At 73.3% G+C, this 24,907-nt stretch carries 23 protein-coding genes and 2 pseudogenes; 12 read left to right on the top strand and 13 right to left on the bottom strand.

Annotated elements, in window-relative coordinates; translation table 11 throughout:
* Positions 1-97: 97 nt before the first annotated feature.
* Both ACZ418_RS10265 and ACZ418_RS10260 read right to left on the bottom strand, forming a co-directional pair.
* Positions 98-1,885: a hypothetical protein gene (locus ACZ418_RS10265; RefSeq protein ID WP_468359903.1), complete on the bottom strand. Its 1,788-nt coding sequence runs from the start codon at positions 1,883-1,885 to the stop codon at positions 98-100.
* Between the two features lie 109 nt (positions 1,886-1,994).
* The gene (locus ACZ418_RS10260; protein WP_468359901.1) at positions 1,995-2,873 is read right to left on the bottom strand and encodes a YhjD/YihY/BrkB family envelope integrity protein; all 879 of its coding nucleotides are present in this window, start codon (positions 2,871-2,873) and stop codon (positions 1,995-1,997) included.
* Between the two features lie 284 nt (positions 2,874-3,157).
* Between ACZ418_RS10260 and ACZ418_RS10255 the strand changes: the two genes are divergently transcribed.
* Genes ACZ418_RS10255 through ACZ418_RS10245 form a run of 3 tightly spaced genes read left to right on the top strand, consistent with a single transcriptional unit; the run spans position 3,158 to position 4,430 of the window.
* A complete protein-coding gene (locus tag ACZ418_RS10255) occupies positions 3,158-3,616 on the top strand; it encodes a DUF6325 family protein (protein ID WP_468359898.1) in 459 nt (152 codons plus the stop codon).
* A gap of 50 nt (positions 3,617-3,666) precedes the next feature.
* Positions 3,667-3,993, top strand: a complete 327-nt coding sequence (locus tag ACZ418_RS10250) for an SHOCT domain-containing protein (protein WP_468359895.1) — start codon at positions 3,667-3,669, stop codon at positions 3,991-3,993.
* 32 nt (positions 3,994-4,025) lie between these two features.
* Positions 4,026-4,430, top strand: coding sequence for a DUF4186 domain-containing protein (locus ACZ418_RS10245; RefSeq protein WP_468359892.1), 405 nt, complete (start codon positions 4,026-4,028; stop codon positions 4,428-4,430).
* Between the two features lie 26 nt (positions 4,431-4,456).
* Here ACZ418_RS10245 and ACZ418_RS10240 read toward each other — a convergent pair whose 3' ends face one another.
* Positions 4,457-5,047, bottom strand: coding sequence for a TetR/AcrR family transcriptional regulator (locus ACZ418_RS10240; protein ID WP_468359888.1), 591 nt, complete (start codon positions 5,045-5,047; stop codon positions 4,457-4,459).
* 285 nt (positions 5,048-5,332) lie between these two features.
* On the opposite strand from ACZ418_RS10240, the gene ACZ418_RS10235 reads away from it, so the two are divergent.
* From ACZ418_RS10235 to ACZ418_RS10225, 3 genes are all read left to right on the top strand, one after another.
* Positions 5,333-6,274 carry an alpha/beta hydrolase family protein gene (locus ACZ418_RS10235; protein WP_468359886.1) on the top strand — a complete coding sequence of 314 codons (942 nt, stop codon included), beginning with the start codon at positions 5,333-5,335 and terminating at the stop codon, positions 6,272-6,274.
* Between the two features lie 567 nt (positions 6,275-6,841).
* Positions 6,842-7,786 (top strand): NAD-dependent epimerase/dehydratase family protein, encoded by a 945-nt coding sequence (locus ACZ418_RS10230; RefSeq protein ID WP_468359883.1) that lies wholly within the window; start codon positions 6,842-6,844, stop codon positions 7,784-7,786.
* Positions 7,787-8,243: 457 nt separating this feature from the next.
* The gene (locus ACZ418_RS10225; protein WP_468359880.1) at positions 8,244-10,463 is read left to right on the top strand and encodes an NADP-dependent isocitrate dehydrogenase; all 2,220 of its coding nucleotides are present in this window, start codon (positions 8,244-8,246) and stop codon (positions 10,461-10,463) included.
* Between the two features lie 145 nt (positions 10,464-10,608).
* Here the strand turns inward: ACZ418_RS10225 and ACZ418_RS10220 are convergent, their stop codons facing one another.
* Positions 10,609-10,950: a DUF5713 family protein gene (locus tag ACZ418_RS10220; RefSeq protein WP_468359877.1), complete on the bottom strand. Its 342-nt coding sequence runs from the start codon at positions 10,948-10,950 to the stop codon at positions 10,609-10,611.
* An 82-nt stretch (positions 10,951-11,032) separates the two neighbouring features.
* On the opposite strand from ACZ418_RS10220, the gene ACZ418_RS10215 reads away from it, so the two are divergent.
* Both ACZ418_RS10215 and ACZ418_RS10210 read left to right on the top strand, forming a co-directional pair.
* Positions 11,033-11,812: an N-formylglutamate amidohydrolase gene (locus ACZ418_RS10215; RefSeq protein WP_468359874.1), complete on the top strand. Its 780-nt coding sequence runs from the start codon at positions 11,033-11,035 to the stop codon at positions 11,810-11,812.
* 63 nt (positions 11,813-11,875) lie between these two features.
* Positions 11,876-13,099, top strand: a complete 1,224-nt coding sequence (locus ACZ418_RS10210; protein WP_468359872.1) for a cytochrome P450 — start codon at positions 11,876-11,878, stop codon at positions 13,097-13,099.
* 14 nt (positions 13,100-13,113) lie between these two features.
* Here ACZ418_RS10210 and ACZ418_RS10205 read toward each other — a convergent pair whose 3' ends face one another.
* From ACZ418_RS10205 to ACZ418_RS10195, 3 genes are read right to left on the bottom strand one after another with little or no spacing between them, the layout of a single operon-like run.
* On the bottom strand, positions 13,114-13,593 hold the full coding sequence (locus tag ACZ418_RS10205; protein WP_468359869.1) for a hypothetical protein: 480 nt from the start codon (positions 13,591-13,593) through the stop codon (positions 13,114-13,116).
* Positions 13,590-14,228, bottom strand: a complete 639-nt coding sequence (locus ACZ418_RS10200; RefSeq protein ID WP_468359866.1) for an RNA polymerase sigma factor — start codon at positions 14,226-14,228, stop codon at positions 13,590-13,592. The genes ACZ418_RS10205 and ACZ418_RS10200 overlap by 4 nt, the downstream gene beginning before the upstream one ends.
* Positions 14,225-15,652, bottom strand: a complete 1,428-nt coding sequence (locus ACZ418_RS10195) for a S8/S53 family peptidase (RefSeq protein ID WP_468359862.1) — start codon at positions 15,650-15,652, stop codon at positions 14,225-14,227. Before ACZ418_RS10195 ends, ACZ418_RS10200 begins: the two co-directional genes overlap by 4 nt.
* A gap of 85 nt (positions 15,653-15,737) precedes the next feature.
* Between ACZ418_RS10195 and ACZ418_RS10190 the strand changes: the two genes are divergently transcribed.
* Positions 15,738-18,341, top strand: a complete 2,604-nt coding sequence (locus ACZ418_RS10190) for a CHAT domain-containing protein (protein WP_468359860.1) — start codon at positions 15,738-15,740, stop codon at positions 18,339-18,341.
* Positions 18,342-18,349: 8 nt separating this feature from the next.
* Here ACZ418_RS10190 and ACZ418_RS10185 read toward each other — a convergent pair whose 3' ends face one another.
* Positions 18,350-20,059 (bottom strand): LuxR family transcriptional regulator AbsR2, encoded by a 1,710-nt coding sequence (locus ACZ418_RS10185; RefSeq protein WP_468359857.1) that lies wholly within the window; start codon positions 20,057-20,059, stop codon positions 18,350-18,352.
* A 94-nt stretch (positions 20,060-20,153) separates the two neighbouring features.
* Between ACZ418_RS10185 and absR1 the strand changes: the two genes are divergently transcribed.
* A complete protein-coding gene (gene absR1, locus ACZ418_RS10180) occupies positions 20,154-21,245 on the top strand; it encodes a beta-glucuronidase AbsR1 (RefSeq protein WP_468359855.1) in 1,092 nt (363 codons plus the stop codon).
* Positions 21,246-21,358: 113 nt separating this feature from the next.
* On the opposite strand, the pseudogene ACZ418_RS10175 reads toward absR1, so the two are convergent.
* The 5 genes and pseudogenes from ACZ418_RS10175 to ACZ418_RS10155 form a co-directional block, all read right to left on the bottom strand.
* A pseudogene (locus ACZ418_RS10175) lies at positions 21,359-21,847 on the bottom strand (F420-dependent methylene-tetrahydromethanopterin reductase); the annotation flags it as partial.
* Positions 21,848-21,906: 59 nt separating this feature from the next.
* Complete coding sequence (locus ACZ418_RS10170; RefSeq protein WP_468359852.1) at positions 21,907-22,017, bottom strand: putative leader peptide; 111 nt, start codon at positions 22,015-22,017, stop codon at positions 21,907-21,909.
* A 68-nt stretch (positions 22,018-22,085) separates the two neighbouring features.
* Complete coding sequence (locus tag ACZ418_RS10165) at positions 22,086-22,211, bottom strand: hypothetical protein (protein ID WP_468359849.1); 126 nt, start codon at positions 22,209-22,211, stop codon at positions 22,086-22,088.
* A gap of 4 nt (positions 22,212-22,215) precedes the next feature.
* Positions 22,216-23,097, bottom strand: a complete 882-nt coding sequence (locus tag ACZ418_RS10160) for a glutathione S-transferase C-terminal domain-containing protein (protein WP_468359846.1) — start codon at positions 23,095-23,097, stop codon at positions 22,216-22,218.
* Positions 23,098-23,160: 63 nt separating this feature from the next.
* Complete coding sequence (locus ACZ418_RS10155) at positions 23,161-23,286, bottom strand: putative leader peptide (protein ID WP_450986154.1); 126 nt, start codon at positions 23,284-23,286, stop codon at positions 23,161-23,163.
* A gap of 170 nt (positions 23,287-23,456) precedes the next feature.
* Between ACZ418_RS10155 and ACZ418_RS10150 the strand changes: the two are divergent.
* Both ACZ418_RS10150 and ACZ418_RS10145 read left to right on the top strand, forming a co-directional pair.
* Positions 23,457-24,035: pseudogene (locus ACZ418_RS10150) on the top strand (proline racemase family protein); the annotation flags it as partial.
* Between the two features lie 25 nt (positions 24,036-24,060).
* Positions 24,061-24,765, top strand: a complete 705-nt coding sequence (locus tag ACZ418_RS10145; protein WP_468359843.1) for a GntR family transcriptional regulator — start codon at positions 24,061-24,063, stop codon at positions 24,763-24,765.
* Positions 24,766-24,907: the final 142 nt, after the last annotated feature.

The following is a 24,907-nucleotide window of genomic DNA, read 5'->3' as shown; positions in this document are numbered from 1 at the left end:
GGATCCCAGCTTTCCGGCCCTTCCGCAGATCGCGCAGGGCCGGTCGGCCTGTCCACGCCGTGGTGTGATGGACCACGGTCACCGGAGCGTGCTGCGGTCAGCGCCGGTCCCCCGCCGGACCTGGCTTGCCACGCGCTGCGTCGAGCTGGACGCGGCCCGCGGCCGCCAGCAGCGTGAGCACCGCCAGGACGGCGAGCAGTACGAGGACCAGCAGCAGGACGGTGAGCACCGTCGGATGGTTCCAGAGCGCGAAGACGAGCGCGACGATCAGCAGGGCGAGCAGCGTGACGGCCCGGCGGTAGGCCAGCGCGTACGCGCCGACGCGGCCGGCGCTGATGTGATGGCCGGCCGCCCAGCGCGCCGCGGAGTCCGCCGTGTGGTCGGAGTAGCCGCGGACGGCCACGGGCAGCCGGCCCGGACCGACGAGATAGGCGCCGAGGGCGATGACGATGCCCAGGACGACGGCCGTACGCAGGCTGACCCGCAGAAAGCGCAGCAGGGTGTCGAAGACGGCGGCCGCCGCGGCCCTCGACTGCACCTGGGGCGGCAGGTGGTCGAGGTAGTAGTCGCGGGCCACGACCAGGCCGACGGCCACCACCAGGCAGGCGAAGGCGGCGCCCAGCGCGGTGCGCGCCAGGGCCCGGCGCCGGTGGCGGGCCAGGAGCACCCCGGCGGCGCCGAAGAGGACGACGAGCACCGGGAACCAGTTCCCGACGATGTCGAGGAGGCGGGCGCCCTTGCGGAACTTGGCGAGCTGGTCGGAGTGGAACAGCACCAGTTGCTTGTTCACCTGCGGGATCCTGGCGGCGGGTTTCAGGCCGGCGTCGACGAGCTCGTTCTTCACCCGGTCGACGGCGGTGCCCACGTCCAGGGTGACGGTGCCGTCGCTCACCCCGAACGCCCCACGTCCCTTGCCGGTCAGGGCGTGTACGACGGCGTTGTGGGCGGCGCGGTTGGCCTCGCGCCACACCGTGGCGAAGGCGCCGCTGCGGACGACGCGGGTGGCGATCCTGGTCACGGCCGTGTCGACGGCGGAGTCGATCTGCGGTCCGAGCCGGCTGACCGCGTCGGCGGCGAGCGGCGGCAGGCCCTGGGACTGCAGCCAGTGGGCGATGTCCCCGGCGACCCGCTTGCCGTCGACATGGGCTCCCACCGCCTCGGTGATCCGGTGGACCGCCGCGTCCTGGACGGCGGGGTCGGTGGCGAGCGGCGCGACCGTGGACACATAGCGGTCGGTGTCGAGCGCGATGTCGTGCACCCAGGTCGCGAGCAGCGCGACCGGTACGAGGATGCAGGTCAGCACGATGAGCACGGCCGAGGCGGTGCTGCGCCCGACGCGACCGGCGGCGGAGCCCGCGGCGCGGCCCGCCGGCGGCTCTTCAGGGCCCGACGGAGGTGGCACCGGGTAGGGCCGCTGCGGGTCCTGGCCCGGCCGGTCCGCCTCCCCGCCCGGCGGGTCCGAGCCGCTGTCCGGCCGGTGCGCGGCCGGGTCCGGCCCCTGCGCGTCCTCCGGCCGGTGCGGCGCGGCCCCGTCCCATCCCTGTGCGTCCCCCGGCCCGTGCGGGTCCTCCGGCCGGTGCGGCGCGGCCCCGGCCCGTCCCCGCGCATCCTCCGGCCCGTGCGTGACCCCTTTCCGGCCCCGCGCGTCCCCCGGCCGGTGCGGGTCCGGCTGCGGCCGGTCCGCGCCCGGATCCGGCCGATCCGCGCCGCTGTCCGGCCGGTGCGCGGCCGGGTCCGGCCCCTGCGCGTCCTCCGGACGGTGCGGTGGGGCCCCGTCCTGTCCCCGCGCGCCCTCCGGCCCGTGCGCGGCCCCTTTCCGGCCCCGCGCGTCCCCCGGCCGGTGCGGGTCCGGGTCGGGTGGCTGCGGGTCGGGCGGCTTGGTCACGGGACCTCCGGTGCGGTGGTTTGCCTGAACACCCCCATTGCCTCAGCCTCGTGGCCTCTGCGCGCGCCGGGTGGACCGGACGGGCGACACCGCACCCCCAGGCGAGGCTTCACGAGCCCCGCGCCGCGCGGTCGCGCCGCGGAGGCGGGCTGCCGAGGCGACCCGCCAGGAAGGGCTCCTGCGCCAGTACGGCGCCCACGCTGACGGCGACGGCCGCGGCGACGCACACCACGATCAGCCAGGACAGAAGCACGAACACGGATCCCACGGGGCCGTAGTCGGCGAGGGCCCGGTCGAGGGCCCGCGGCATGTACACACGCGCCGTCACCGCCAGCGTGGTGAGGACGGTCGCCGTGATCAGGGCGCCCGGCAGCAGGGGCTTCCAGCCGACCAGGCCGCCGAGCAGCAGATGCTGGGTCCACCACCACAGACCCACCTGGCTGACCCAGGTGAGGGGGATGCCGAGCCAGACGCCGGCTCCGAAGCCGTCACGCAAAGGGCCCTGGAGCACCAGGACGCCGATCCACAGGCCCAGCCAGGCCAGCCACCGCCAGGGGGCGATCCGGGTTCCGGTGCGCGGGATCTCCCAGGCTCGCTTGCACAGCCGTTGCATCGCCCGGCTGACGGCGGTGGCCGACAGCAGCACCATCAGTCCGCCCACCAGGCCGGTGGTCTGCTTGAGGTCGCCGGAGGTGGGCTGGAGCGCCTGCTCCAGCTCGGCACGCGCCGCGCCCGTCAGCCCGAAGAGCGCTGTCACGGATGCGATCAGCTGGTGGCGCACCCCCTCCGGAGCGTATGCCGCAACGACGAACAGCAGGGGGACCGCGGTCAGGAAGCACTGTGCAGCCAGGCGCGTACCGGAGTCGAAGATGTTCACGGACACGATGCGGTCCGCGAGATGGGTGACCACGGGGAACCGGCTTTCCGCCCGCCGGTGCACCGACTTCGCCCAGGCGGTCAGCTGCTGAGCACGCTGTGCCGTCGCCATCAGGGTCCCGTGGGGCAACTCTGCGGGAACGCCCGGCCCCCGCCCGCTGACGACACCCCGACGGTCGGCATGACATGGCTCCTTTCGCTGGGACCAGGGTGGAGGGCTCGCTGGGACCAGGGTGGAGGGCCGAGCGTCCCGCGGCACCCGGGGGCGTCCGGTGGGCCGCTGCCCGCCGCCCGCTACATATGCGGGCCGTCGCGCCGCATGGTGGACTGGAAGGCAACGAGGGGCGACGGGCGGGCGAGCGGTACCGACTCCCCTGCGCCTCATGAGGAGAAGTCATGGACAGCGTCGAAGAGATGGGGCCGGTCGACTACCTGGTCATCGAGTTCCCCGGCAACCGAATGACGGGAGAGGCGTTCCCGCTGCTGGTCGATCTCGTCGACCGCGGGATCGTCCGGATCATAGACCTCGCCTTCGTTCGGAAGGAGACGGACGGCTCGGTCGTCGCTCTGGAGTTGCAGGACGTCGGCGACGAGACCGATCTGACGGTCTTCGAGGGAGCCTCGGCCCGCGTGCTCGACCAGAGCGACCTCGACGAGGCGGCCAACGCGCTGGAGCCGGGCAACTCGGCCGCGGTGCTGATCTACGAGAACCTGTGGGCCGCTCCCCTGGCCGGCGCGCTCAGGCGCAGCGGGGCACAGCTCGTCGCGAGCGGCCGCATTCCGGTGCAGGCCTTGCTGGCGGCATTGGACGCCACGGAGGAGACGGTGCCGCCCGGCGGCTCCGCGGCCGCCTGAACCGGAGTGTGCCGCATCCGGCCGTATCGACCCATGGGAGATGACCGAACATGCCCGGACTGCTTCGCGGCGTCGCCCGCACGGCCGTCGTCGCCGGCACCGCCACCGCCGTGTCCAACCGTGTCTCACGACGGCAGGCCGGCCGGTGGGCGCAACAGGACTACGAACGGCAGCAACAGTACGAGCAGCAGTACGCACAGCCGCAGTACGAGCAGCCGCAACAGGCGGCACCGCCCGCTCCCGCCGCACCGTCGGCCGCAGCCGCCGACGACATGACCGCGAAGATCGATCAGCTCAAGCAGCTGGCGGATCTGAAGGCCCAGGGAGTCCTGACCGACGAGGAGTTCGCGAACCAGAAGCGCCTGCTCCTGGGCTGAGCCGCGTCCCCACGACGTACGCTCGGCACAGCATGACCTCCTCGCCCGACCCGCGTTCCCTGGACCAGCGCCTCGACGCCCTCGCCCGGCAGCCGTTCCGGGCCAGGTTCCGTCTGCGCGGCCGGGACCGGGCGACCGCCGAGCTCAGGGGCCCGGCGACGATCCGGTGGCACGCCTACGACCTGATCGCCAAGCGGCTCGCGCCCGCCGAGCCGTACAAGGACGGCAGGCAGACGCCGTATCGCGGTCACCCGGTCTTCGTCGCCCAGCACGCGACGGCCACCTGCTGCCGGGGCTGTCTGGAGCGCTGGCACGGGATTCCCAAGGGACGGGTGCTGACCCGTGCCGAGCATGTGTACGTGGTGGATGTGATCTGCCGGTGGATCGAGCGGGAGATGACGGACGGGACCGGTCCCGGCCCCGCCCGCCGGCGCTGATCACGGCGCCGGCCGAGAACGTCGCGTCAGCGCGGGTCGCGGAGTCCGGCGACGAGGAGCGTGACGAGTCGGCGCGCGTCGTAGCGGGGATCGTCCTCGGCACCGATGCAGAGGTTTCCGATGCCGCGCATGAGCTGGTAGGCGTCGATGCCGGGGCGGATCTCGCCGGCCGTGGCGGCGGCGTCGAGGAGTTCGGTGCACACGGGCAGGAGGCGGTCGAGGAAGTAGGCGTGCAGCGTCTCGAAGCCGGGGCTGTCGGCCTGCATCGCGGCGGCGAGTCCGTGTTTGGTGACCAGGAAGTCGACGAAGAGGTCGACCCACCGCGCGAGCGCGGCGTGGGGTGTCGGGCCGGCCGCGAGCAGCGCCGGACCGGCTTCGGCGCAGGCTTCGACCTGGTGGCGGTAGACGGCGATGACGAGGTCCGCCCGGGTGGGGAAGTGGCGGTAGATCGTGGCCACCCCGACGCCGGCCTCGGTCGCGATGTCGCGGACCGGCGCCTCCACGCCGGACGTGACGAAGACGGCGGCAGCCGCGTCCAGCAGGGCCTGCTGGTTGCGCCGCGCGTCCTTGCGCTTGGACCGGGCCGAACTGCCCGCCGTCTGGCCGCTGTCGTTCACCGCGGCACTCCTTCCGTCGACAGACCTTGAAATACGGAACCGTGTTCCGTATCGTAAGTGGAACAAGGTTCCGTTTCATTCATGATGACAGACCGGACGGCCGGCGGCTGCCCGCTGCCGTCATCCCGCTCCACCCCGGGACGAAGCGAGCGACCGGCCGCACCCGGAGCCGGTGCGGCCCACACGAGAAGGCACTCCTCACCCCATCCTGCCCGGCCTTCGGCGACGCCGACGGCCGGGCCCACGAACCCCAGAGTGCGAAGGCACTGAACGGAAGGCACCTCCATGTCCGAATCGAGCGTCCCGAACGAGCACAGGTCCGCGGGTGCGCCGGTGACGGTGATATCCGCGAGGCCGGTCGTCCTGTCCGCCCCGGGCCGGGGCGAGGACCTCCAGGTCCGCGTCTCCGCCCCGGCGGCCGGCGGCGACCTGCCCGTGATCGTCTTCTCCCACGGCTATGGCCGGTCGATGGACGGCTACGCCCCGCTCGCGGACCATTGGGCCGCGGAGGGCTTTGTGGTCGTCCAGCCCACCCACCTCGACTCCCGCACGCTCGGTATCCCCGCCGAGGACCCCCGCACGCCCCGGATGTGGCGCCACCGCATCGAGGACCTCACCCGCGTGCTCGACGGCCTCGACGCCCTCCAGGCGGCCGTGCCGGGCCTCGCCGGGCGCCTGGACCGTGACCGTATCGCCGTGGCCGGCCACTCCTGGGGCGCCCAGAGCGCGAGCGCCCTGCTCGGCGCACGCGTCCTCGACGCCGACGGCACACCTGGCGAGGACATGTCCGACCCGAGGGTCAAGGCGGGCGTGCTGCTCGCTCTGACCGGTCTCGGCGACGACCTGACGCCGTTCGCCGCCGAGCACTTCCCCTTCATGAAGCCGTCCTTCGCCACCATGGCTGCCCCCGCCCTCGTCGTCGCCGGCGACAAGGACCAGTCCCACCTGTCCACGCGCGGACCGGACTGGTTCACCGACCCCTACACCCACAGCCCCGGCCCCAAGAGCCTGCTCACCCTGTTCGGCGCGGAGCACTCGCTGGGCGGCATCCCCGGCTACGAGGTAGTGGAGACCACCGACGAGAACCCCGCACGCGTCGCCCTGATCCAGCACCTCACAACGGCCTTCCTGCGCAGTGCCCTCCTCGGCGAGGACGGCGACTGGAAGGCGGCGGCCACCGCGCTGGAGGAAGGCCCCGACCCGCTGGGGACGCTGCAGAGCAAGTAGGCGAGCCCCACCCAGGCCGCCGCGCTGTCCGGGGACGGGGGCCGCCCGCACGGGGCGGCCCCGGAGCACCCGCCGACACGGCCGCCGCTCCTTTCGCATATGAGCGTCACGGCATCGAAAAGGACGCAACGTCAGATGACGCAACCCCTTCCTGTCCGCTTCTGCGAGGGCTGGCCCCTGCTTGCCACCCTCACCGCGCACACCCGACGCCCGCGCCTGGGCACGCTCGTCACCAGCAACCGCTTCCGGCCGCCCGCGCCGACCTGTGGAACATCCCGGGCGGCGACGTCGACGACGCCGTCCGGCGCAGCGCACTGCCGAGATCGGCCACGACCCCGCCTCCGTCACGCGCGCCATCGTGCTGCCGGTCTCCTACGGCAACCCCGCGGCGACCCGGAACGCGATCGGCAGGGCGACCGGTGCCGGCTTCCGCCACGTCATTCTCGGGCCGCCGGCGCCCTGTCCCGCGGGCGTCGCCCGGTGGGTCGCCGACTAGCTCATCACTGCCTCGGCCGGGGAACACCACTCGGCCTGAGCGCACACGACACGTTTCCGAAAGGGCAAGCAATGATCCTGGTCACCGGAGGTCTCGGCTTCATCGGCTCGCACACCGTGCGCGCTCTGCTCGACCTCGGCGAGGGCTGCGTCGTGGTCCAGCGCCACCCCCGCGAACTTCCCGACTTCCTCGACCCTGCGCACGTCACCGTGGAACAGGCGGACATCACCGACCGCGAAGCGCTCCTCACCATCGGCCGACGCCACACCATCACCGGCATCGTCCACCTCGCCGGCTCCTACCCCTGGCTCCCCGCCCCCACCGAGGCGGTCGAGGCGACCCGGCGCTCCCTCGGCGGAATGCTCAACATCGCGCAGGCGGCGCAGGAATGGGGCGTAGGACGCCTGGGCGTCGCCAGCACCATCGGCGTCTACCTCGGCGCCGGACACGACAGCCCGCTCCGCGAGGACGCCCCGCTGTCGATGACCGCACCCGTCTCGATCCCCACCTTCAAGAAGATCGGCGAGCTGCTGAACGGCTTCCTCGCCGACACCACCGGCCTCGACATCGTCGACTACCGGATCTCCGGCACCTGGGGCCCTCTCGGCCACCCCGACCCGTTCTTCGCCGCCCCCGCCCTCATCCACGCCGCCGCCCACGGCACCGCCCTCGACCTCTCCCACCTCGTGGGCCCGGCCCATGCCGAGGACGGCATCGACCTCAGCTACGTCAAGGACACCGGACGGGCCATCGCTCTCCTCCAGCTCGCGGACAAGCTCAACCACCGCACGTACAACGTCGGCTCCGGCCGGGCCACCACCAACGCCGAGCTCATCGCAGCGATCAGGAAGACGGTCCCCGACGCCCGGATCGACCTCCCCACCGGAGGCGAGGCACCGCACCTCGTGCTCGACATCGCCCGGCTGACGGCGGACACCGGCTACCGGCCCGCGTACGACACCGAGCGAGCCGCCGCCGACTACATCGCCTGGCTGCGCGCGGGCAACAAGAACTGAGCCGGCCGACACAGGCAGGGGAAGGCGCCGAGGCGGTCCTCCAGCCGGTCACGAGACCGGGGGTGAGCGCGAGGGCCGGTTCCAGGGCGGCGGCGCGGGCCGAGGGGACCACGTAGCGCAGGGGCAGGCCGTGCGGCCCCTGCCGGCCGGCCTGGACCGCCACGGCCGTGCGTGCCGCCGATGTCGTGCGCGCCGCCGACGCCGGTGCGGAGGGACGCCCCTGGGCCGGTGCGCCCACCGTCAGTGCCGCCGCCGTCCCCATGAGCGCGGCCGCCGGGGCCGTCACTCTGCTGGGATATCTCATGGTTCGCGGGTGATCGTTTGTCATGACCGCCAAAGCCGGCTTCCGGTTGCGCCGACCCGCCACGTCTTCCCGGCCGGGACCCCTGTCGAGCCGGACCCCATCACGAGATATCTTGATGTCGAGCAATGTTGCAGACGTGGAGCGGAGCACCCGGTGACTGACTCGACCATCATCTACACCTACACAGACGAGGCCCCGGCCCTGGCGACGCATTCGTTCCTGCCGGTGGTCCAGGCGTACGCCTCGCAGGCCGGTGTGCCCGTGACGACCCGGGACATCTCGCTGGCCGGACGCATCATCGCCCACTTCCCGGAGTACCTGAACGAGGACCAGCGCGTCCCGGACGCCCTGGCCGAGCTGGGTGACCTGGCCAAGACCCCCGCGGCCAACATCGTCAAGCTGCCGAACATCTCGGCGTCCATCCCGCAGCTGCGCGCCGCCATCGCCGAGCTGCAGGGCAAGGGCTACGCGCTGCCGGACTACCCGGACGACCCGAAGACCGACGAGGAGCGCGAGATCCGCGCCCGCTACGACAAGGTCAAGGGCTCCGCCGTCAACCCGGTGCTGCGTGAGGGCAACTCCGACCGCCGCGCCCCGGCCTCGGTGAAGAACTACGCCAAGACCCACCCGCACCGCATGGGTGCCTGGACCCCCGAGTCCAAGACCAACGTGGCGACCATGGGTGAGAACGACTTCCGCTCCACCGAGAAGTCCGTCGTCATCGCCGAGGACGGCGCGCTGAGGATCGAGCTGGTCGCCGAGGACGGCACCACCACCGTGCTGCGCGAGTCCGTGCCGGTGCTGAAGGACGAGGTCGTCGACGCCTCCGTCATGCACGTCGCCGAGCTGGAGCAGTTCCTCGCCGCGCAGGTCGCCCGGGCCAAGCAGGAGGGCGTCCTGTTCTCCGTGCATCTGAAGGCCACGATGATGAAGGTCTCCGACCCGATCATCTTCGGTCACGTGGTGCGCGCCTTCTTCCCGAAGACGTTCGCGAAGTACGGCGAGACCCTCAAGGCGGCCGGCCTCACCCCGAACGACGGCCTCGGCGGCATCCTCAAGGGCCTGGACAACCTGCCCGAGGGCGCCGAGATCAAGGCCTCCTTCGACGCCGAGATCGCCGAGGGCCCGGCCCTCGCCATGGTGGACTCCGACAAGGGCATCACCAACCTGCACGTGCCTTCGGACGTCATCGTGGACGCGTCCATGCCGGCGATGATCCGCACCTCCGGCCACATGTGGGGCCCGGACGGCCAGGAGGCCGACACCCTCGCGGTCATCCCGGACTCCTCCTACGCCGGTGTCTACCAGGCCGTCATCGAGGACTGCCGGGCCAACGGCGCCTACGACCCGTCCACCATGGGCTCGGTGCCGAACGTCGGCCTGATGGCGCAGAAGGCCGAGGAGTACGGCTCCCACGACAAGACCTTCGAGGTCCAGGCCGCGGGCACGGTCCGCCTGGTCGACCAGGCCGGCACGGTGCTCATCGAGCAGCCGGTCGCGCAGGGCGACATCTTCCGCGCCTGCCAGACCAAGGACGCCCCGATCCGCGACTGGGTCAAGCTGGCCGTCACCCGTGCCCGCGCCACCGGCGACCCGGCGGTGTTCTGGCTGGACGAGAACCGCGCCCACGACGCGCAGCTCATCGCCAAGGTCCGGCAGTACCTGCCGGAGCACGACACCGAGGGCCTGGACATCCGCGTCCTGTCCCCGGTCGAGGCCACCAAGCTGTCGGTTGAGCGCATCCGCCGCGGCGAGAACACCATCTCGGTGACCGGCAACGTCCTGCGCGACTACCTGACCGACCTCTTCCCCATCCTGGAGCTGGGCACCAGCGCCAAGATGCTGTCGGTCGTCCCGCTGATGGCGGGCGGCGGCCTGTTCGAGACCGGCGCCGGCGGCTCCGCGCCGAAGCACGTCCAGCAGCTGGTCAAGGAGAACTACCTGCGCTGGGACTCCCTCGGTGAGTTCTTCGCGCTCGTGCCCTCCTTCGAGCAGTACGCGGCGGCCACCGGCAACGCCCGCGCCAAGGTCCTCGCCGACACCCTCGACCGCGCCACGGCGACCTTCCTCAACGAGGACAAGTCCCCGACCCGTCGCGTCGGCGGCATCGACAACCGCGGCAGCCACTTCTACCTGTCCCTGTACTGGGCGCAGGAGCTGGCCCGGCAGACCGACGACGCCGACCTGGCCAAGGCCTTCGCTCCGCTCGCCGAGACCCTCGCCGCGAACGAGCAGAAGATCGTGGACGAACTGATCGCCGTCCAGGGCAAGCCGGCCGACATCGGCGGCTACTACCAGGTCGACAAGGCCAAGGCGGACGCGGTCATGCGCCCGTCGGCCACCTGGAACGAGGCGCTGGCATCCCTGAGCTAGTACCTGCGGCGCCAGTGCCTACGGCACCTGAGCCGCCCTTGTGAGTGGCCCTCCGCCCCGGCCGGCAACAACACCGGCCGGGGCGGAACCATGTGCAGGGCGGCAGGGCAAGCAGCTGCCCCGGGCGGGGAGTTGCCGGGCACGCTCACCACTCCCGGGTGGCGATCAGCTCCTCCACGTCCGCGTCCTCGAAGCCGTAGGCCCGCGCGACGAACCAGAAGTCGCCGCCTATCTCCTCGCGGGCCACGGTCTCGATCTCGCTGCCGGCCGCCTCGAACTCTGCTTCCAGTGCGTTGAATTCCTCGGTGGCGGCCTGCGTCAGCCGGTACAGCGCGGTCAGGTCGTCGGGCCGCTCGGCCTCGATCCGCGCGCACAGGGCGAGCAGGATCGCCCGGCCCTTGTCCACGACGTGGTCCGGGAAGTACCCGTCCCGGTACAGCCCGTCCAGGAAGGCGTGCTCCGCCGCCCGGGGATTTCTGATCGGCATGCTCCGGCCCCGCCCCTCGCTCGGTGTCGATGTGACACCTTGATCCTGCACCAGACCACTGACAACGCCCTCGGAGCCACCCGTGCCCTCCTTCGAACTCCTGCCCGGTGCCCCCGAGTCGCCCGTCCTGCTGCACGTGCCGCACTCGGCGCGGACGGTTCCCGAGGACGTGCGCCGCGGAATCGTGCTGGACGACGCCGCGCTGGAGCGGGAGTTGGACCACATCACGGACGCGCACACGGCCGAGCTCGCCGAGCGGGCCGCGGGTCTGGGCGCCGTCACGCCCTGGCGGTTCGTGAACCGGCTGTCGCGGCTGGTCGTCGACCCGGAGCGGTTCCCGGACGAGCGCGAGGAGATGACGGCCGTCGGCATGGGCGCCGTATACACGCGGACCACGCACCGGAGCGAACTACGGCCCGCGGACACCGATCCGGAGCCGCTGCTGGCGCGGTACTTCCGGCCGTACGCGCGGGCCATGACGGAGGCGGTGGCGGAACGGCTGGCAGCCACCGGGCGGGCCGTCGTCATCGACGTGCACTCCTATCCGACCGAGCCGCTCCCCTACGAGCTGCACGGCACCGGGCCGCGTCCGCCGGTGTGCCTGGGGACGGACGCCTTCCACACCCCGCCGGAGCTGACCGAGGCGGCCCGCAAGGCGTTCGCGGGCTGCGGGGAGACGGGGCTGGACAGCCCCTTCGCCGGGACGTACGTACCGCTGGAGTTCTACGGCACCGACACCCGGGTCACCGCCCTCATGGTGGAGATCCGCCGGGACACCTATATGGCGGAGCCGGGCGGACCGGCCGGCCAGGGGCTGGAACGGCTGGCGGGCGCGCTGGCTCAGGTTGTGGACGCGGTCTGAAGCGCCCCCCACCTGGCGCACTCCGGCAGGACAACGCCCCGCCCCCGTACGAGGGTGGTGCGCATGACCGAGGAGACCACGCTCACCGGCCACGCCCCGCCGCCCGTACGGGACTGGCCCACCCCCGACCTGGACGGAACCGACTTCGACCCGGTCCTCGCCGGCCTGATGCGCGAGGGTCCGCTGACCCGGATCCGGCTGCCGTTCGGCGAGGGCTGGGCGTGGCTGGCGACCCGCCACGACGACGTGAAGCTGATCACCAACGACCCGCGCTTCAGCCGCGCCGAGGTGACCCGCCGCCAGGTGACCCGCATGGCACCCAACTTCGCGCCCCGCCCGGGCTCGCTCGCCTGGGCCGACCAGCCCGACCACAACCGGCTGCGCAAGCCGGTCGCCGGCGCCTTCACGGTGAGCGCCATGAAACGGCTGCGGCCCCGCGCGCAGGCGATCCTGGACGAGCTGGTGGAGGCCGTCGTACGGGACGGGCCGCCGGCCGATCTGATGGAACGGGTGCTGGAGCCGTTCCCGCTCACCGTGGTCAGCGAGGTGATGGGCGTGCCCGCCGCCGACCGGGCGCAGGTGCACGCCTGGACCCGGGAGATCATCTCCACCAACGGGGCCGAGGCGGCCGGCCGGGCCAAGGAGGGCCTGTACGGCTGGATCACCACGACCGTCCGGGCCCGCGCCCACAGCCCCGGCGAGGACGTCTACTCGATGCTGGGCGGGGCCGTGGCGCGCGGCGAGATCAGCGAGGAGGAGGCCGTCGGGCTGGCCGGCCCGCTGCAGATCGGCGGCGAGGCCGTCACGCACAACTGCGGCCAGATGCTGTACCTGATGCTGACCCGGCCGGAGCTGATGGAGCGGATGCGGGCACGTCCCGAGGCCCGCGGTCCCGTGCTGGACGAGCTCTTCCGGTGGATCCCGCACCGCAGTTCGGTGGGGCTCGCCCGGATCGCGCTGGAGGACGTGGAGATCGCCGGTCACCGGATCGCCGCGGGCGAGCCGGTCTACGTGTCCTACCTCGCCGCCAACCGCGACCCGGCCGTCTTCCCGGACCCGGACCGCATCGACCCCGACCGCGATCCGAACCCGCACGTGGCGTTCGGCAACGGCCCGCACTTCTGCACCGGCACGCTGCTCGCCCGGCTGCAGACCGAGCTGCTGGTGGACACCCTGCTGGACCGGCTGCCCAGGCTGCGGCTCGCGGTGCCGGCCGAGGAGGTGCGGTGGCGGCACCGCACGATGATCCGCGGGCCGAGGACGCTCCCCGTGACCTGGTCCGTATGACGTCCTGAGCGGGTTCAGGCCCGCAGCCACTCCGTGACGATCACCTCCGCACCGCTCCGCAGCCTGAGGGCGAACGGGCCGGCCGGTGGTGTGTCACTGGTGAAGCGGCCGAGGGTGTCGACCGCGACCGGGCGGGCGGTCTGCGGGCCGCCGAGCACCTCGATGCGCGCGGACTGCGGCGGCAGCACCTGGCCGATCAGCCCGTCCTCGGTGACCTCGACGTCGACGGTGACCTCGCCCGCGCTGAACGTCAGCATCCGCGGGGCGTCCGGCACCCCCCTGACCGGCAGCGCGTCCACGAGCGAGTCGAAGGTCAGCTCGGCGATCCGCGCGTCCAGGTCGTGCAACGCATAGGCGTCCAGGGCCAGTTGGCGCAGAGCGTCCGGGACCGGGTCGAGGACCGCGGCCACCTGACGCAGCTCCTCCTCCAGCAGGGAGTCCGCCAACTCCTCGTCCGCCGTACCCGGTTCCGGGAACAAATGCTCGTCACTCACGCCGCACCCCGTGCGTCCATCCGGGCCCGCAGCCGGCGCAGACAGCGCTGGCGCAGCGGTCCGATGCTGCCGACCGCGATACCGAGCGCGGCCGAGATCTCACCGTAGCTGGGCGGCGGGGAGGCCACCAGCACGCGCAGCAGCTGCCGGCAGCGCTCCCCCAGTCCGTCCAGCTCCTGCCACAGGCGACGGACCCGCTCGGCCCGGTCCGCCTCGTCCTCGGAGTCGATCAGCGACTCCTCCGGGGTCCGCTCGTCACTGGCCCGGTCCAGCACCCGCGGATCGTCCGTCAGGGTCAGCCGGGTCAGGCTCTTGAGCACTTTCAGGCACTCGTGGCGGGCCGTACTGGCCAGCCAGGAACCCGCCTTGTCGGGTTCGCGGATCCGGCCCAGGTGCTGGGCGAAGCGGAACCACACGGTCTGGTAGACCTCGTGCCCGTCGGCGTCGGAGAGCCGGTGTGCGCGCACGACCGACCACACCAGCGGACTCATCCCTTCCACCAGCGCCTTCCAGGCCGCGGCGTCCCCGTCGACGGCGGACTGGACGAGCGCGCCGACCTCTGTTCGGTCCACGGCTCCACCCCTCATGTACGGCACGTCATCGTACGCCGTGGAGTGGAGCGTTCCGCACCTCATGCGGGCACGGCCGGGGCCACGACCGGGACCGGGCGCCAGGTGGGCGGCCGGAGCGCCGGGACGAGCGCCCCGCGCACCTCTGCGGTGCCGGTGGTGGCCGCGAGCAGCCGGGCGAGCGCGGTGCGCGGGTCGCGCTCCCCCTGCGCCGTCATCAGCGCGGCGACGAGACCGGCGGCGACCGGGGTGGCGAAGGAGGTGCCGCTCCACTGCGCGAGACCGTCGAACATCACCTGGTCCGGCTTGGCGCCGGTGCTCTCCTGCCCCTCGCTCAGCACGCCGGTGTGGCGCGGGAACTGGCAGGTGCACGGGTAGTCGAAGCCGAACCGGCAGGCGTCGTAGGTGGAGTGCTGGTAGATGTACGGCACGGGTGTGTCGAAGCCGGTGAGGGCGCTGGTGAGGCGCTCGCCGGGGGCGTGGACCCGCACCCAGGGGCCGTGGTTGCTGAAGCAGGCCGCGCCGTCGCCGTCGGCGCGGAGGGCGCCGACCGACAGCACGCTGTCCGCGTACTCGGGCAGGGCTGCGTAGGCGGCGGGCCAGAACGGTGTGTCGCTGGCGTTGTTGCCGGCGGCAGCCACCAGCAGGGTGCGCTGCTCACGCAGTTCGCGCATGAACGCGTCCAGGCCGAGCAGGCCGTCGCCGCTCTCGGTGGTGGTGCCGGCGGAGAGGCTGATGATGTCGGGCCAGCCGCCCTGGTCGACCGCCTCGAAGAGCCGGGCGCCGAACTCGGACTCCAGGATCGCCCCGGCGTCGTTCAGGGTGCCGCGCACGGTGATGTCGGTGCTGGGCGCTACGGCCGCGAGGATCCCGGCGATGAAGGTGCCGTGGCCGACGTACTGGCGCAGCACGCCGTCGGCGTCGGTCTCGGCCGTCTGGGCGTCGCCCGTGGTGTGGGCGAGCAGCGGGTAGGAGCCGTGGTCGTGCACCAGGCCGGTGTCGATCACGAGGACCCCGACGGAGCCGTCCGCGGCGTAACCGCCGTCGGCGGCGGCCGGGTTGGCCGGCTGGGTGCGCGCGACCGGCACCGGCTCGTCACCGGGGCAGGCGTTGACCGCGATGTGCACCACATGGTTACGGCTCACCAGCCGGCGCCCCTGGCGGTCCTCGGCCTCGCGCAGGGCGCGCAGGGCGTGCGGGACGGTGTCGTCGCCGGAGCTCGGGTCGGCGACCCGGATGCGGGTGACGCCGGTGCGGTTGGTCTCCGGGCCGTCCCGCCGAACGTGGTCGGGGACCAGACCCTCGGTCGCGGTGAAGTGGGCGCGCACGGCGTCCTCGACGGCCCGGGCCTCCTCGCCGTCCCGGGCCAGGACGACGCCCTTCTCGTAGAGGAAGTGGGCGGCGTCGTCGTCCGGCCCCATGGCCAGGGATGTGTCCGGCATGGAGCGCCGGATGTGCTCGAACTGCTCGTGGAACCGCTGTGGAGCCATGGCCTGTCCTCCCCCTGAAGACGGTGTTCGACAGTGAGAGCCGCGGGGCCACCGTCTGATACAGGTGGCCACTACCATGCGAGACGTGACGGCGGGAAGCGAGTCGGTTCTCGAGCTGCTGCCCCTGGTGTTCGCCGACCCGGGCGAGGCCCGGGCACGCGCGGAACAGGTGCTGGGGGCCGGTCCGCCGCCGCTGCACGCCAGCGTCGCCCACCAGGTGCTCGGCATCTGGCAGCGGGACTTCGGGGATCTGCGGATCGCGCTCAGGCATCTGCGCCGGGCCCGGGACCTGGCCGCGCGCGCCGATTCGGCCGACCGCGAGGCGGATGTGCTCGCCACGCTCGGGGTCGCACTGGTGCACGCGGGGCGCACGCGGCAGGGTCTCACCTCCTTCGAGCGCGGGGTCGCCCGGGGCAGCGGGCACACCCGGGCCCGGGTGCTGTACCGGCGGGCGTACGTGTGGTGGGTGCTGGGGCATCACCGGGAGGCGCTGGAGGACGTCCGGCGGGCGCTGCCCGTGCTGCGGCAGCTCGGTGACGACATCTGGACCGCGCGGGCGCTGACCCTGCGCGCCACCGTGCATCTGGCGCTCGGCGCGGTGGACCGGGCGGCCGCCGACTTCACGGCGGCGGAGCGGCTGTGGGACACCACCGGCCAGGAGCACGACAAGGCCGACGCGGTGGAGAGCCGGGGCCTGGCCGCGTTCCGGTCCGGGGACATCCCGGCCGCCCTGCGGCTGCTCGACGAGGCCGAGGAGCGGTACGCGAAACTCGGCACGCCCACCTACATGCTGTCCCTCCGGCGCTGCGAGGTGCTGATGGCGGCCGGCCTCGCCCCGGAGGCGCTCGCCGAGGCGGACGCGACGATCGCGCTGCTGGACCGGATCGGCGGGCAGTCCACCCGCAAGGCCGAGCTGCTGCTGGCCGCCGCGCGGGCCGCCCGCTCGGCCGGGGACGCGCACACCGCGGTGGCCCGCGCCGCCGTCGCCGTACGGCTGTTCGCGGCGCAGCGGCGGATGTGGTGGGAGCAGCACGCCCGGCTGGTGCTGATCTCGGCGCGGGTGGCGGCCGGGCGCCGCTCGGGGCGGATGGTGGCAGACGCGGCGGCGGTCGCCGAGAAGCTGGCCTCCTTCGGCTCCCCCGCCGCGCCGGAGGCATCCCTCCTCGCGGGCCGGATCGCGCTCGCGCTGGGCTGGACCGCGGACGCCGAACGGCACTTGGCGGTGGCCGCGCGCAGCCGGTACGGCGGCCCGCCGCCGGCCCGGGTGACGGGCTGGGCGGCACAGGCGCTCCGGGCGCGCGCGGCCGGGTCCCGGCGGGGTGTGCTGGAGGCCTGCCGGCGCGGCCTGGACGTGCTGGACGACCACCGGATGACCCTCGGCGCCTCCGAGCTGCGGGCGCACGCCACCGCGCAGGGCGCCGAACTGGCGGCGCTCGCCCAGGAGGTGAGCCTGGCCCACGGCGGTCCCCGCCGGCTGCTGGAATGGAGCGAGCGCTGGCGGGCGACCGTGCTGTCCGCGCCGCCCACCCGGCCGCCCGCCGACCCGGCGCTGCTGAGCGGCCTGACCGCCTACCGGGAGATCGCGGCCCGCGCCGAGGAGGCCCGGATGGAGGGCCGTCCGGTGCCCGCGCTGGAGCGCGAACAGCGGCGCCTGGAACGGGAGATCCGCTCCCGCACGCACCACATGCGCGGCTCCGCCCCGCACGAGGGCGACCGCTTCGAGGTGGCCCGGCTGCTGGACCGGCTCGGCGAGGCACGCCTGGTCGAACTCGCCGTGGTCGACGGGCGGGTGCACGTCCTGCTGTGCGGACAGGGCCGGGTACGGCGGTTCACCGGCGGCATGCTGGCCGAGGCGGTGGCCGAGGCCGAGTACGTCCAGGCCGGGCTGCGGCGCCTCGCCCACCCCGGCGCCGAGGCCCGGCTGCCGCTGGTGGAGGCCGCGGGCCTGCGGCTGCAGGAACTGCTGCTGGGCGGGGCCGTACCGCATCTGGGCTCGGGCCCGGTGGTGGTCGTGCCACCGGGGGCGCTGCACCGGGTGCCGTGGGCGCTGCTGCCCGCGCTGCGGGACCGGGTGCTCAGTGTCTCCCCGTCGGCGGGCAGCTGGCTGCGCGCCCGCGAGACCCAGCCGCCGCCGGGCGGCCGGCATGTGCTGGTGCGCGGGCCCGGCCTCGCGACCGGCGGCGCGGAAGTACCGGTACTGGCCGCCCGCTGCGGCACGGCGACCGTACTGGAGGGCGACGACGCCCAGGTTCCGCGGATCCTGGAACACCTCGACGGCGCGGCACTCGCCCACCTCGCGGCCCACGGCACGTTCCGCGCCGACAGTCCCCTCTTCTCGGCCCTCCGCATGGCCGACGGCCCGCTGATCGTCCACGACTTCGAACGGCTCGCCCGCAGCCCGTACCGGATCATCCTCTCCAGCTGCGACACCGCCCGCCTCGCCTCCGTCGGCGCCGACGAACTCCTCGGCCTCGTCACCGCGTTGCTGCCGCTCGGCACGGCCGGGGTGGTGGCGAGCAGCGCACCGGTCAACGACGCGGCCGTGGTCCCCCTGATGCTGGCCCTGCACAAGGGCCTGGGTGCGGGACTGACGTTGGCGGAGGCACTTCGGGATGCCCGCACCGCGCTGCCGGGCGACGCGGTGCACCAGGCGACGGGGTGGGCCTTCGCGGCCTTCGGGGCGGCGTGAGAACGCCCTCACGCCGATGCACAGAGCGACGGCAGCGCTCCCCGATCACCGGTGCCGAGACGGCTGTAGGCGCTGTACAGATGATTCCCCACCGTCCGCACGGACAAGGTCAACCGCTCCGCGATCTCCCGGTTGCTGAGCCCCGCCGCCGCGAGCGTGACGATCTGCCGCTGCCGAGCGGTGAGTTCGCCGAGGGCCAGCCCGGCCAGGGCGGGCGTCCGCGCGCCCTGGCAGCGCCGCGCGAGCTCCACCGCACGGGTCCGGGACACCCGCGCGGCACGCGGATCCCGGTGCACCCGCACGGCCTGCGCCCGGGCCTCGGCCGCGAACAGCAGGAAGCCATGCGCCTCCAGGGCCTCCGCGGCCCGGTCCAGGCCGTCCCCGTCCCTCCGCGCCAGCGCGTCGGCGTGCCGCGCGAACACACTCCCCGCAGGCAGGCGCCCGGCCGCCCGTTCCGGGTCACCGAGGCGTACGGCCTCGTACCGGGCGTACACGTCGTCGTCCTCGCTCCGGCCCGACTCACCACCGGCCCGGCGGAGTTCCGCATGGCATCCCTCATCGCCCGGCGCCCCCCGCAACCCCTCCCGCGCCCAAGCGGCGGCGTCGCGAACCTCCCCTCGCAGCCATGCGAACCGAGCGCGTACGGCGGCGTACCCGGCCGGTAGTACCGCACCATCCGACACCAGCCACTCCCCCACCGGGGTGGGCATCGATCGGACGTCCAGCCGCTCGATCGCCCGTACGAGGACCCGCCGTTCGGCCTCAAGGGCCGGACCGTGGTCGCGCGGTGGGCCGGCCAGCCGGCGGGCCCGCAGCCGGCCGACCGTGGCCCGTAGAGCCGCCCCGTGCAGGGGATGGGCGAGGGTGACGGCGCCGTCCTGGTCGTCGACATGGATCAGACCGTCCGCCTCCAGCGGCTCCAGGACATCCGGTGCGAGGTCGTCCAGCGGCAGGGGCAGCGGCTCGGCGAAGGCCAGGTGCTCCAGTGTTTCCCGTTCGCCTGGGCGGGAGCGTTCGAGCACGGGGGCGAGCCGCTCCCGTACGGCCGCAGTGACCGGCAGCGCCCCCCGCCAGGCCCGCTCCTGCGTACCAGGAACGGGAATCAGCCGCCCGGCCCTGCCCAGCGCGGCGACCAGGTCGCGCAGCAGCCGCAGATCGCCTCGGCACATCCGGTGCAGACGGCGGACGGTGAGCGGTTCCAGCCCCGCGGTGGCAAGCAGTTGGGCGATGTCCTCGCAGGGCAGCGGTTCGAGGGCCAGCCGGGGCAGCAGCTCACCGGTCCACAGCCGGGACACCGCGCCGGGCGCGGGCACGCCGTCCACCGCGGCCACGACGAGCCGGGTGCGGCCGTGCACGGCGAGCTGGTGGACGAGGGCGGCGGAGGGCTCGTCCAGCAGATGCGCGTCGTCCACGACGAGGAGCCGTACGCCGGACAGGATCCGCACCGCGCGGTGCAGGGACACGGTGTCGGGCAGCAGGTGGGCGAACGCCGCGAAGGGCAGGCCCTGGGCCTCGGGCGTGCCGGTGACCAGGGCGTGTTCCGTGCCCCGGACCGCCTCGGTGATGAGCCGGGTCTTGCCGTGGCCGGCCGGTCCGGTCACCACGATGCCGTGGCCGCCGCCGGCCGACGAGGCGCGCACCAGCTCCAGTTCGTCCTCCCGCCCGGTGAACGGCCAGGGCAGGTCAAGCGTCTTGGCGTCCTGCTCGTAAGTCCTCACATCATGCAGAGCGCGCGTACTCAGGTTTGATGCAGGGTGACTTGAGTAGCCCCCGACTCAGGCGCCCGGCGGCGCGGGCGGGCACGCTGGCCGCATGACCCGACGCCTCTGCTCGCTCCCGCGGCAGCCGGCCCCGTGCTTCGCACCGGGGCTGACCGCCGAGCGGCATGGCGCGCTGCTCGCCGGGCGGCGGATGTGGGTCAACGGCACGGTCCTGCACTACTACCTCTACGACGGCTCCGACGCCTCCGACGCCTCGGTGATCCCGGTCCCCGGGACCGGTGAGCCGCGCCGGGTGCCATGGGCCGGCACCGAGGAACAGCGGGACGTGGTCCGCGAAGCCTTCCGCGAGTGGCAGGGGCTCGGCATCGGCGTGACGTTCGCCGAGGTCGGCGACCCGCGTGAGGCGGAGCTGCGGATCGGGTTCCAGGCCGGCGGCGGTTCCTGGTCGGCGGTGGGCCGGCAGGCGCTGTCGGTCGGCCGGAGCGAACGCACCATGAACCTGGGCTGGGACGTGACCGGGCCCGGGGAGCGCGGCACGGTGCTGCACGAGATCGGGCACGCGCTCGGCATGGTGCACGAGCACCAGAACCCGTACGCCGGGCTCCACTGGGACGACGAGGCCGTGTACGCCGAGTTGGCGGGCCCGCCGAACTTCTGGAGCCGGGAGACCACGTACAAGAACGTCCTGCGCGAGCTGGACGCGGGCGAGGCGAGCGGCTCGGTGTGGGATCCGCAGTCGGTGATGACGTTCCCGTTCGGGCCGGGGCTGGTGCTGGAGCCGGAGCAGTACCGCGGGGGGCTGTCTCCGTCCGGCGACCCGTCCCCGGCCGACAAGGAGTTCGTGCTGCGCTGGTATCCGCCGGCCGACCCGGCGGGGCCGGCCGCGCTGGTGCCGTTCCGGTCGGCGCCGCTCGGTCTGGCACGGGGTGAGCAGGCCGACTTCACCATGGAGCCGCCGGAGACCCGCGACTACACCGTGGGCACCTTCGGCGACGCCGACACCTTGCTCGTGGTCTTCGAGGAGCGCGACGGGGTGCCGCGCTTCCTCGCGGGCCACGACGACGGCGGCACGCCGGACAACGCCGCCGTCGGGGTCCGGCTCGTCAAGGGCCGCCGCTATGTCGTCCGCGTCCGCCTCTACTCCACCTGGGGTTCGGGGGAGACGGCGGTCATGTGCTGGTGACGGCACACGGGCGACACCGACCATATGTCCGGCACCGGGGGAGCGGTCGCGGTCGTCACCTACGGGGGAGGTGACGACCGCGACCACGCTTTGCATGGTGATCGCGAGGAACCTCAGGATGCGACCCGCCGGCGCGAGGCGGCAGAGTCCGCGTCCGGGTGGGCGAGGCCGAGGTGGTCGCGCAGGGTCGTGCCCGTGTAGTCGGCGCGGAACACGCCCCGTTCCTGGAGCAGGGGCACGACCTTGTCGGCGAAGGGGTCGAGTCCGCCGGGGGTGAGGTGCGGGACGAGGATGAAGCCGTCGGAGGCGTCCGCCTGCACGAAGTCGTCGATGGTCGCGGCGACGGTCGCCGGGGAGCCGACGAAGGTCTGCCGGTTGCCGGTGTTGATGACCAGCTCGCGTATGGACCACTTGTTGGCCCGGGCGAGCTGCCGCCACTCGCGGGCGATGGCGATCGGATCCCGGTACATCCGCACCTGGGCGCGGCCCCGGGAGATGTGCTCCTCGCCCACCACCGGGTCGACGTCGGGCAGCGGGCCCTCCGGGTCGTAGGCCGACAGGTCCCGGTTCCAGACGAACTCCAGGCGAGGGCAGGCGTCGGCGAGGGCGAGCGCGGCAGGGGCAGACCCGGGCCTTGAGGCTGGGCAGGCCGGGGAGAAGGTCAGTGGCGACAGAGCGCGGCGGACACGCGCTGAAGGTCTATGTGCGGCCGGGATATCAGCAGGACGGAGCGGTACGGGCGCGGGGCGCGCAGCGGAAGTACACGTGTCACGGCCGCCACCTCCGTCCGTCGAGCGGGGCGGGCCGGTCGGGCGACCGCCTCGCGGATCTCGTCATGACTCACAAGGCGCGGCCGACCGCGGTTGTTCCCGAGAGGATGCCGCCGCGGTCCGCGACGAGGAGCCCGCCGTACGACCGTACGCAGCCCTGGGCGCGGCTCGGGGCCGTCCTGGAAGCTGCGTACATGGCGTCACCTGTCACTGTGGGCATCCGCGGCGTGGCCCGCCCAGTCCAGGATCTGGACGGCAGCACCTGCGGCCTCCAGGCCCCGGCAACGGCCATGGTGGCGCCGGGAGATGCCGTCGAGGTCGAGATGGTGGCCGAAGGCGGGATGGGCGGCCAGGCGGCGGGCGTAGGCCCACAGGGCGCGGTGGCCGGCGATGCGCTGGACGGCGGAGGCGTCGAGGTGACAGCGGTGGACGGTGTCCAACTGCACCAGGCTGACCCACAGTTCGACGTCGGCGGCGGTGAGGCGGTCGGCGACCGGGTGCTCCTCTGCGGCCAGCCGGTTCTCCAGCCGGCCCAGGGTGTCCAGGAGCACGTCCAGGGCGGCGGCCCGCTCGGCGGGGTCGGTGTCGGTCTGCCCGGCGCGCTGCGCGGCCTCCTCGATGCCCTCTGCGCACATCCGCTCGACGGCCTCGATCACCGACTCCAGGCCGCACGGATACAGGACGACACGGCTCTCGTGCGGGAAGCGGTCGAGGTCGCGCAGGATGTCCCGGGCATGGGTGCTGACGATACGTCCGGACCAGTCGTCGCTGAGCACGGGCGCGAGGGCCGGACCGGTGTGGCGGTGGGCGCTGGCCTCGTACAGCGGGCGCAGCGCAGAGTGGCCGCCGCCGGGACAGTCCGGTACGGCGGGCAGGACCGTGACCGGACAACTGCCGTCCAGACCGAGGAGGCTGTGTCCGACGGCGAGGCGCAGCCCGTCGGGGCAGGCGGTCGACAGATGGAGCCGGTAGCGGTGCGGCACGGCGTAGTGGCCGCTGCGCGCGTCACGGCCGATCCGGCCCCGGAAAACAGGGGCGGTGCGGTGGGCGGAGGGGATGGTGGCGAGCGGAGTGGTGGACATACGTCTCCCCGGTGGTGGGCGTGCGGATGCGCGGCGTCGGCCGAGGGCGTGCAGTGCCCCGGCTCAGCGGTGGGCGCTGATCGCGCTGCAGACACGCAGCAGGTCGATGTGCCGGCGGGAGGTGAGCAGGGGCGCGCGCAACGGCGTACGGCCCGCGAGGCCGGTGACCGTTCCGAGGCGCGTCATCATTCCCTATCCGTTCACTAGGATTCCCACTCCGGAGTGTCGATCCGGCATCCGGCGACGTCAAGGGGGCGTCCACGCCTGGGACATGTGTGTGGCGGGCCGAGAGCGTCGGAGGTCTCCTCAGAATCAGCACCATGTGACATAGTACTGGGCCGCCGTCCCTTCGCCCGGCCCTGCAGAACGTGCCGTCGTTCGCCGTGGCCCTGGACCGCAAGATCACCCTGCCCGACGGGCGCACGGTCACCTACGACCTCGCCTATGGCGGCAACTTCTATGCGATCCTCCCGCTCGACGCCTTCGGGCTGCCCTTCGACCGCGCCCGCAAGGACGACATCCTGGCGGCCGGTCTGACGCTGATGGAGGCGATCAACTCCGAGGCGGAACCGGTGCATCCGGAGGATCCCTCCATCCGGGGCTGCCACCATGTACACCTCTACGCCCCCGGTGCCACGGCCCGCCACTCGCGCCACGCGATGGTCATCCACCCCGGCTGGTTCGACCGCTCACCCTGCGGCACGGGCACGAGCGCGCGCATGGCGCAGCTGCACGCGCGGGGCGAACTGCCGTTGCACACCGAGTTCGTGAACGAGTCCTTCATCGGCACCCGCTTCACCGGACGGCTGCTGGGCACGACGGAGGTCGCGGGCCGCCCGGCGGTCCTGCCCAGTTTCACCGGCCGTGCCTGGATCACCGGCACCGCGCAGTACCTCCTGGACCCCACCGACCCCTTCCCGGAGGGCTTCGTCCTGTAGCCCATCCCCTAGACTTCCCCCGGTGATGCGTGACATGGCACCGAGCACGCGCGGCACGGCGATGCCCGCGCTCCCCCGGCTGGGCGGCCGGCGCAGCAGCTACCGCGAGCGGGTCGCCGACGCGCTGCGCGCCGCGCTGATCGCCGGCGAGCTGCGGCCGGGCGAGGTCTACTCCGCGCCCTCGCTCGCCGCCCGCTTCGGCGTCTCGGCGACGCCGGTGCGGGAGGCGATGCTGGACCTGGCCAAGGAGGGCCTGGTCGACACCGTGCCGAACAAGGGCTTCCGGGTCACCGTCGTCTCCGACAAGCAGTTGGACGAGTACACGCACATCCGCGCCCTGATCGAGATCCCGACCGTGGTCGAACTGGCCCGCACCGCCGACCGTGTCTCACTGGAGGCGCTGCGCCCGGCGGCCCGCGAGATCGTCACGGCGGCGGTGGCGGGCGACCTGATCGCCTATGTCGAGGCCGACACCCGCTTCCACCTCGGCCTGCTCGCCCTCGCGGGCAACGCCCATCTGGTCGAGGTGGTCGCCGACCTGCGCAAACGCTCCCGCCTCTACGGCCTGACCGCACTGGTGGAGGTCGGCCGGCTGCTCGCCTCGGCCGAGGAGCACCTGGAACTCCTGGACGTCCTGCTGGCACGGGACGACAAGGCCGTACACGCGATCATGACCCGGCACCTGGGGCATGTGCGCAGTCTGTGGGCCGAGGGCACGGACCGGGGTTAGCCGACGCGGGGCCGAGGCAAGGCCGAGGCGCCGAATATCTGGCGGTGGAGACGCCGCGTCAGCGCACTTTTTTCACGAACGACCCGCCCGGACGGCACAAGAAGCGGCGATTTTGCGGCAGGCCGGGCCATCCCGGACCATG

Source organism: Streptomyces sp. NPDC030820, assembly GCF_055572075.1.
The sequence above is the reverse complement of the archived record's forward strand: the minus strand, read 5'-3'. Positions and strand labels throughout refer to the sequence as shown.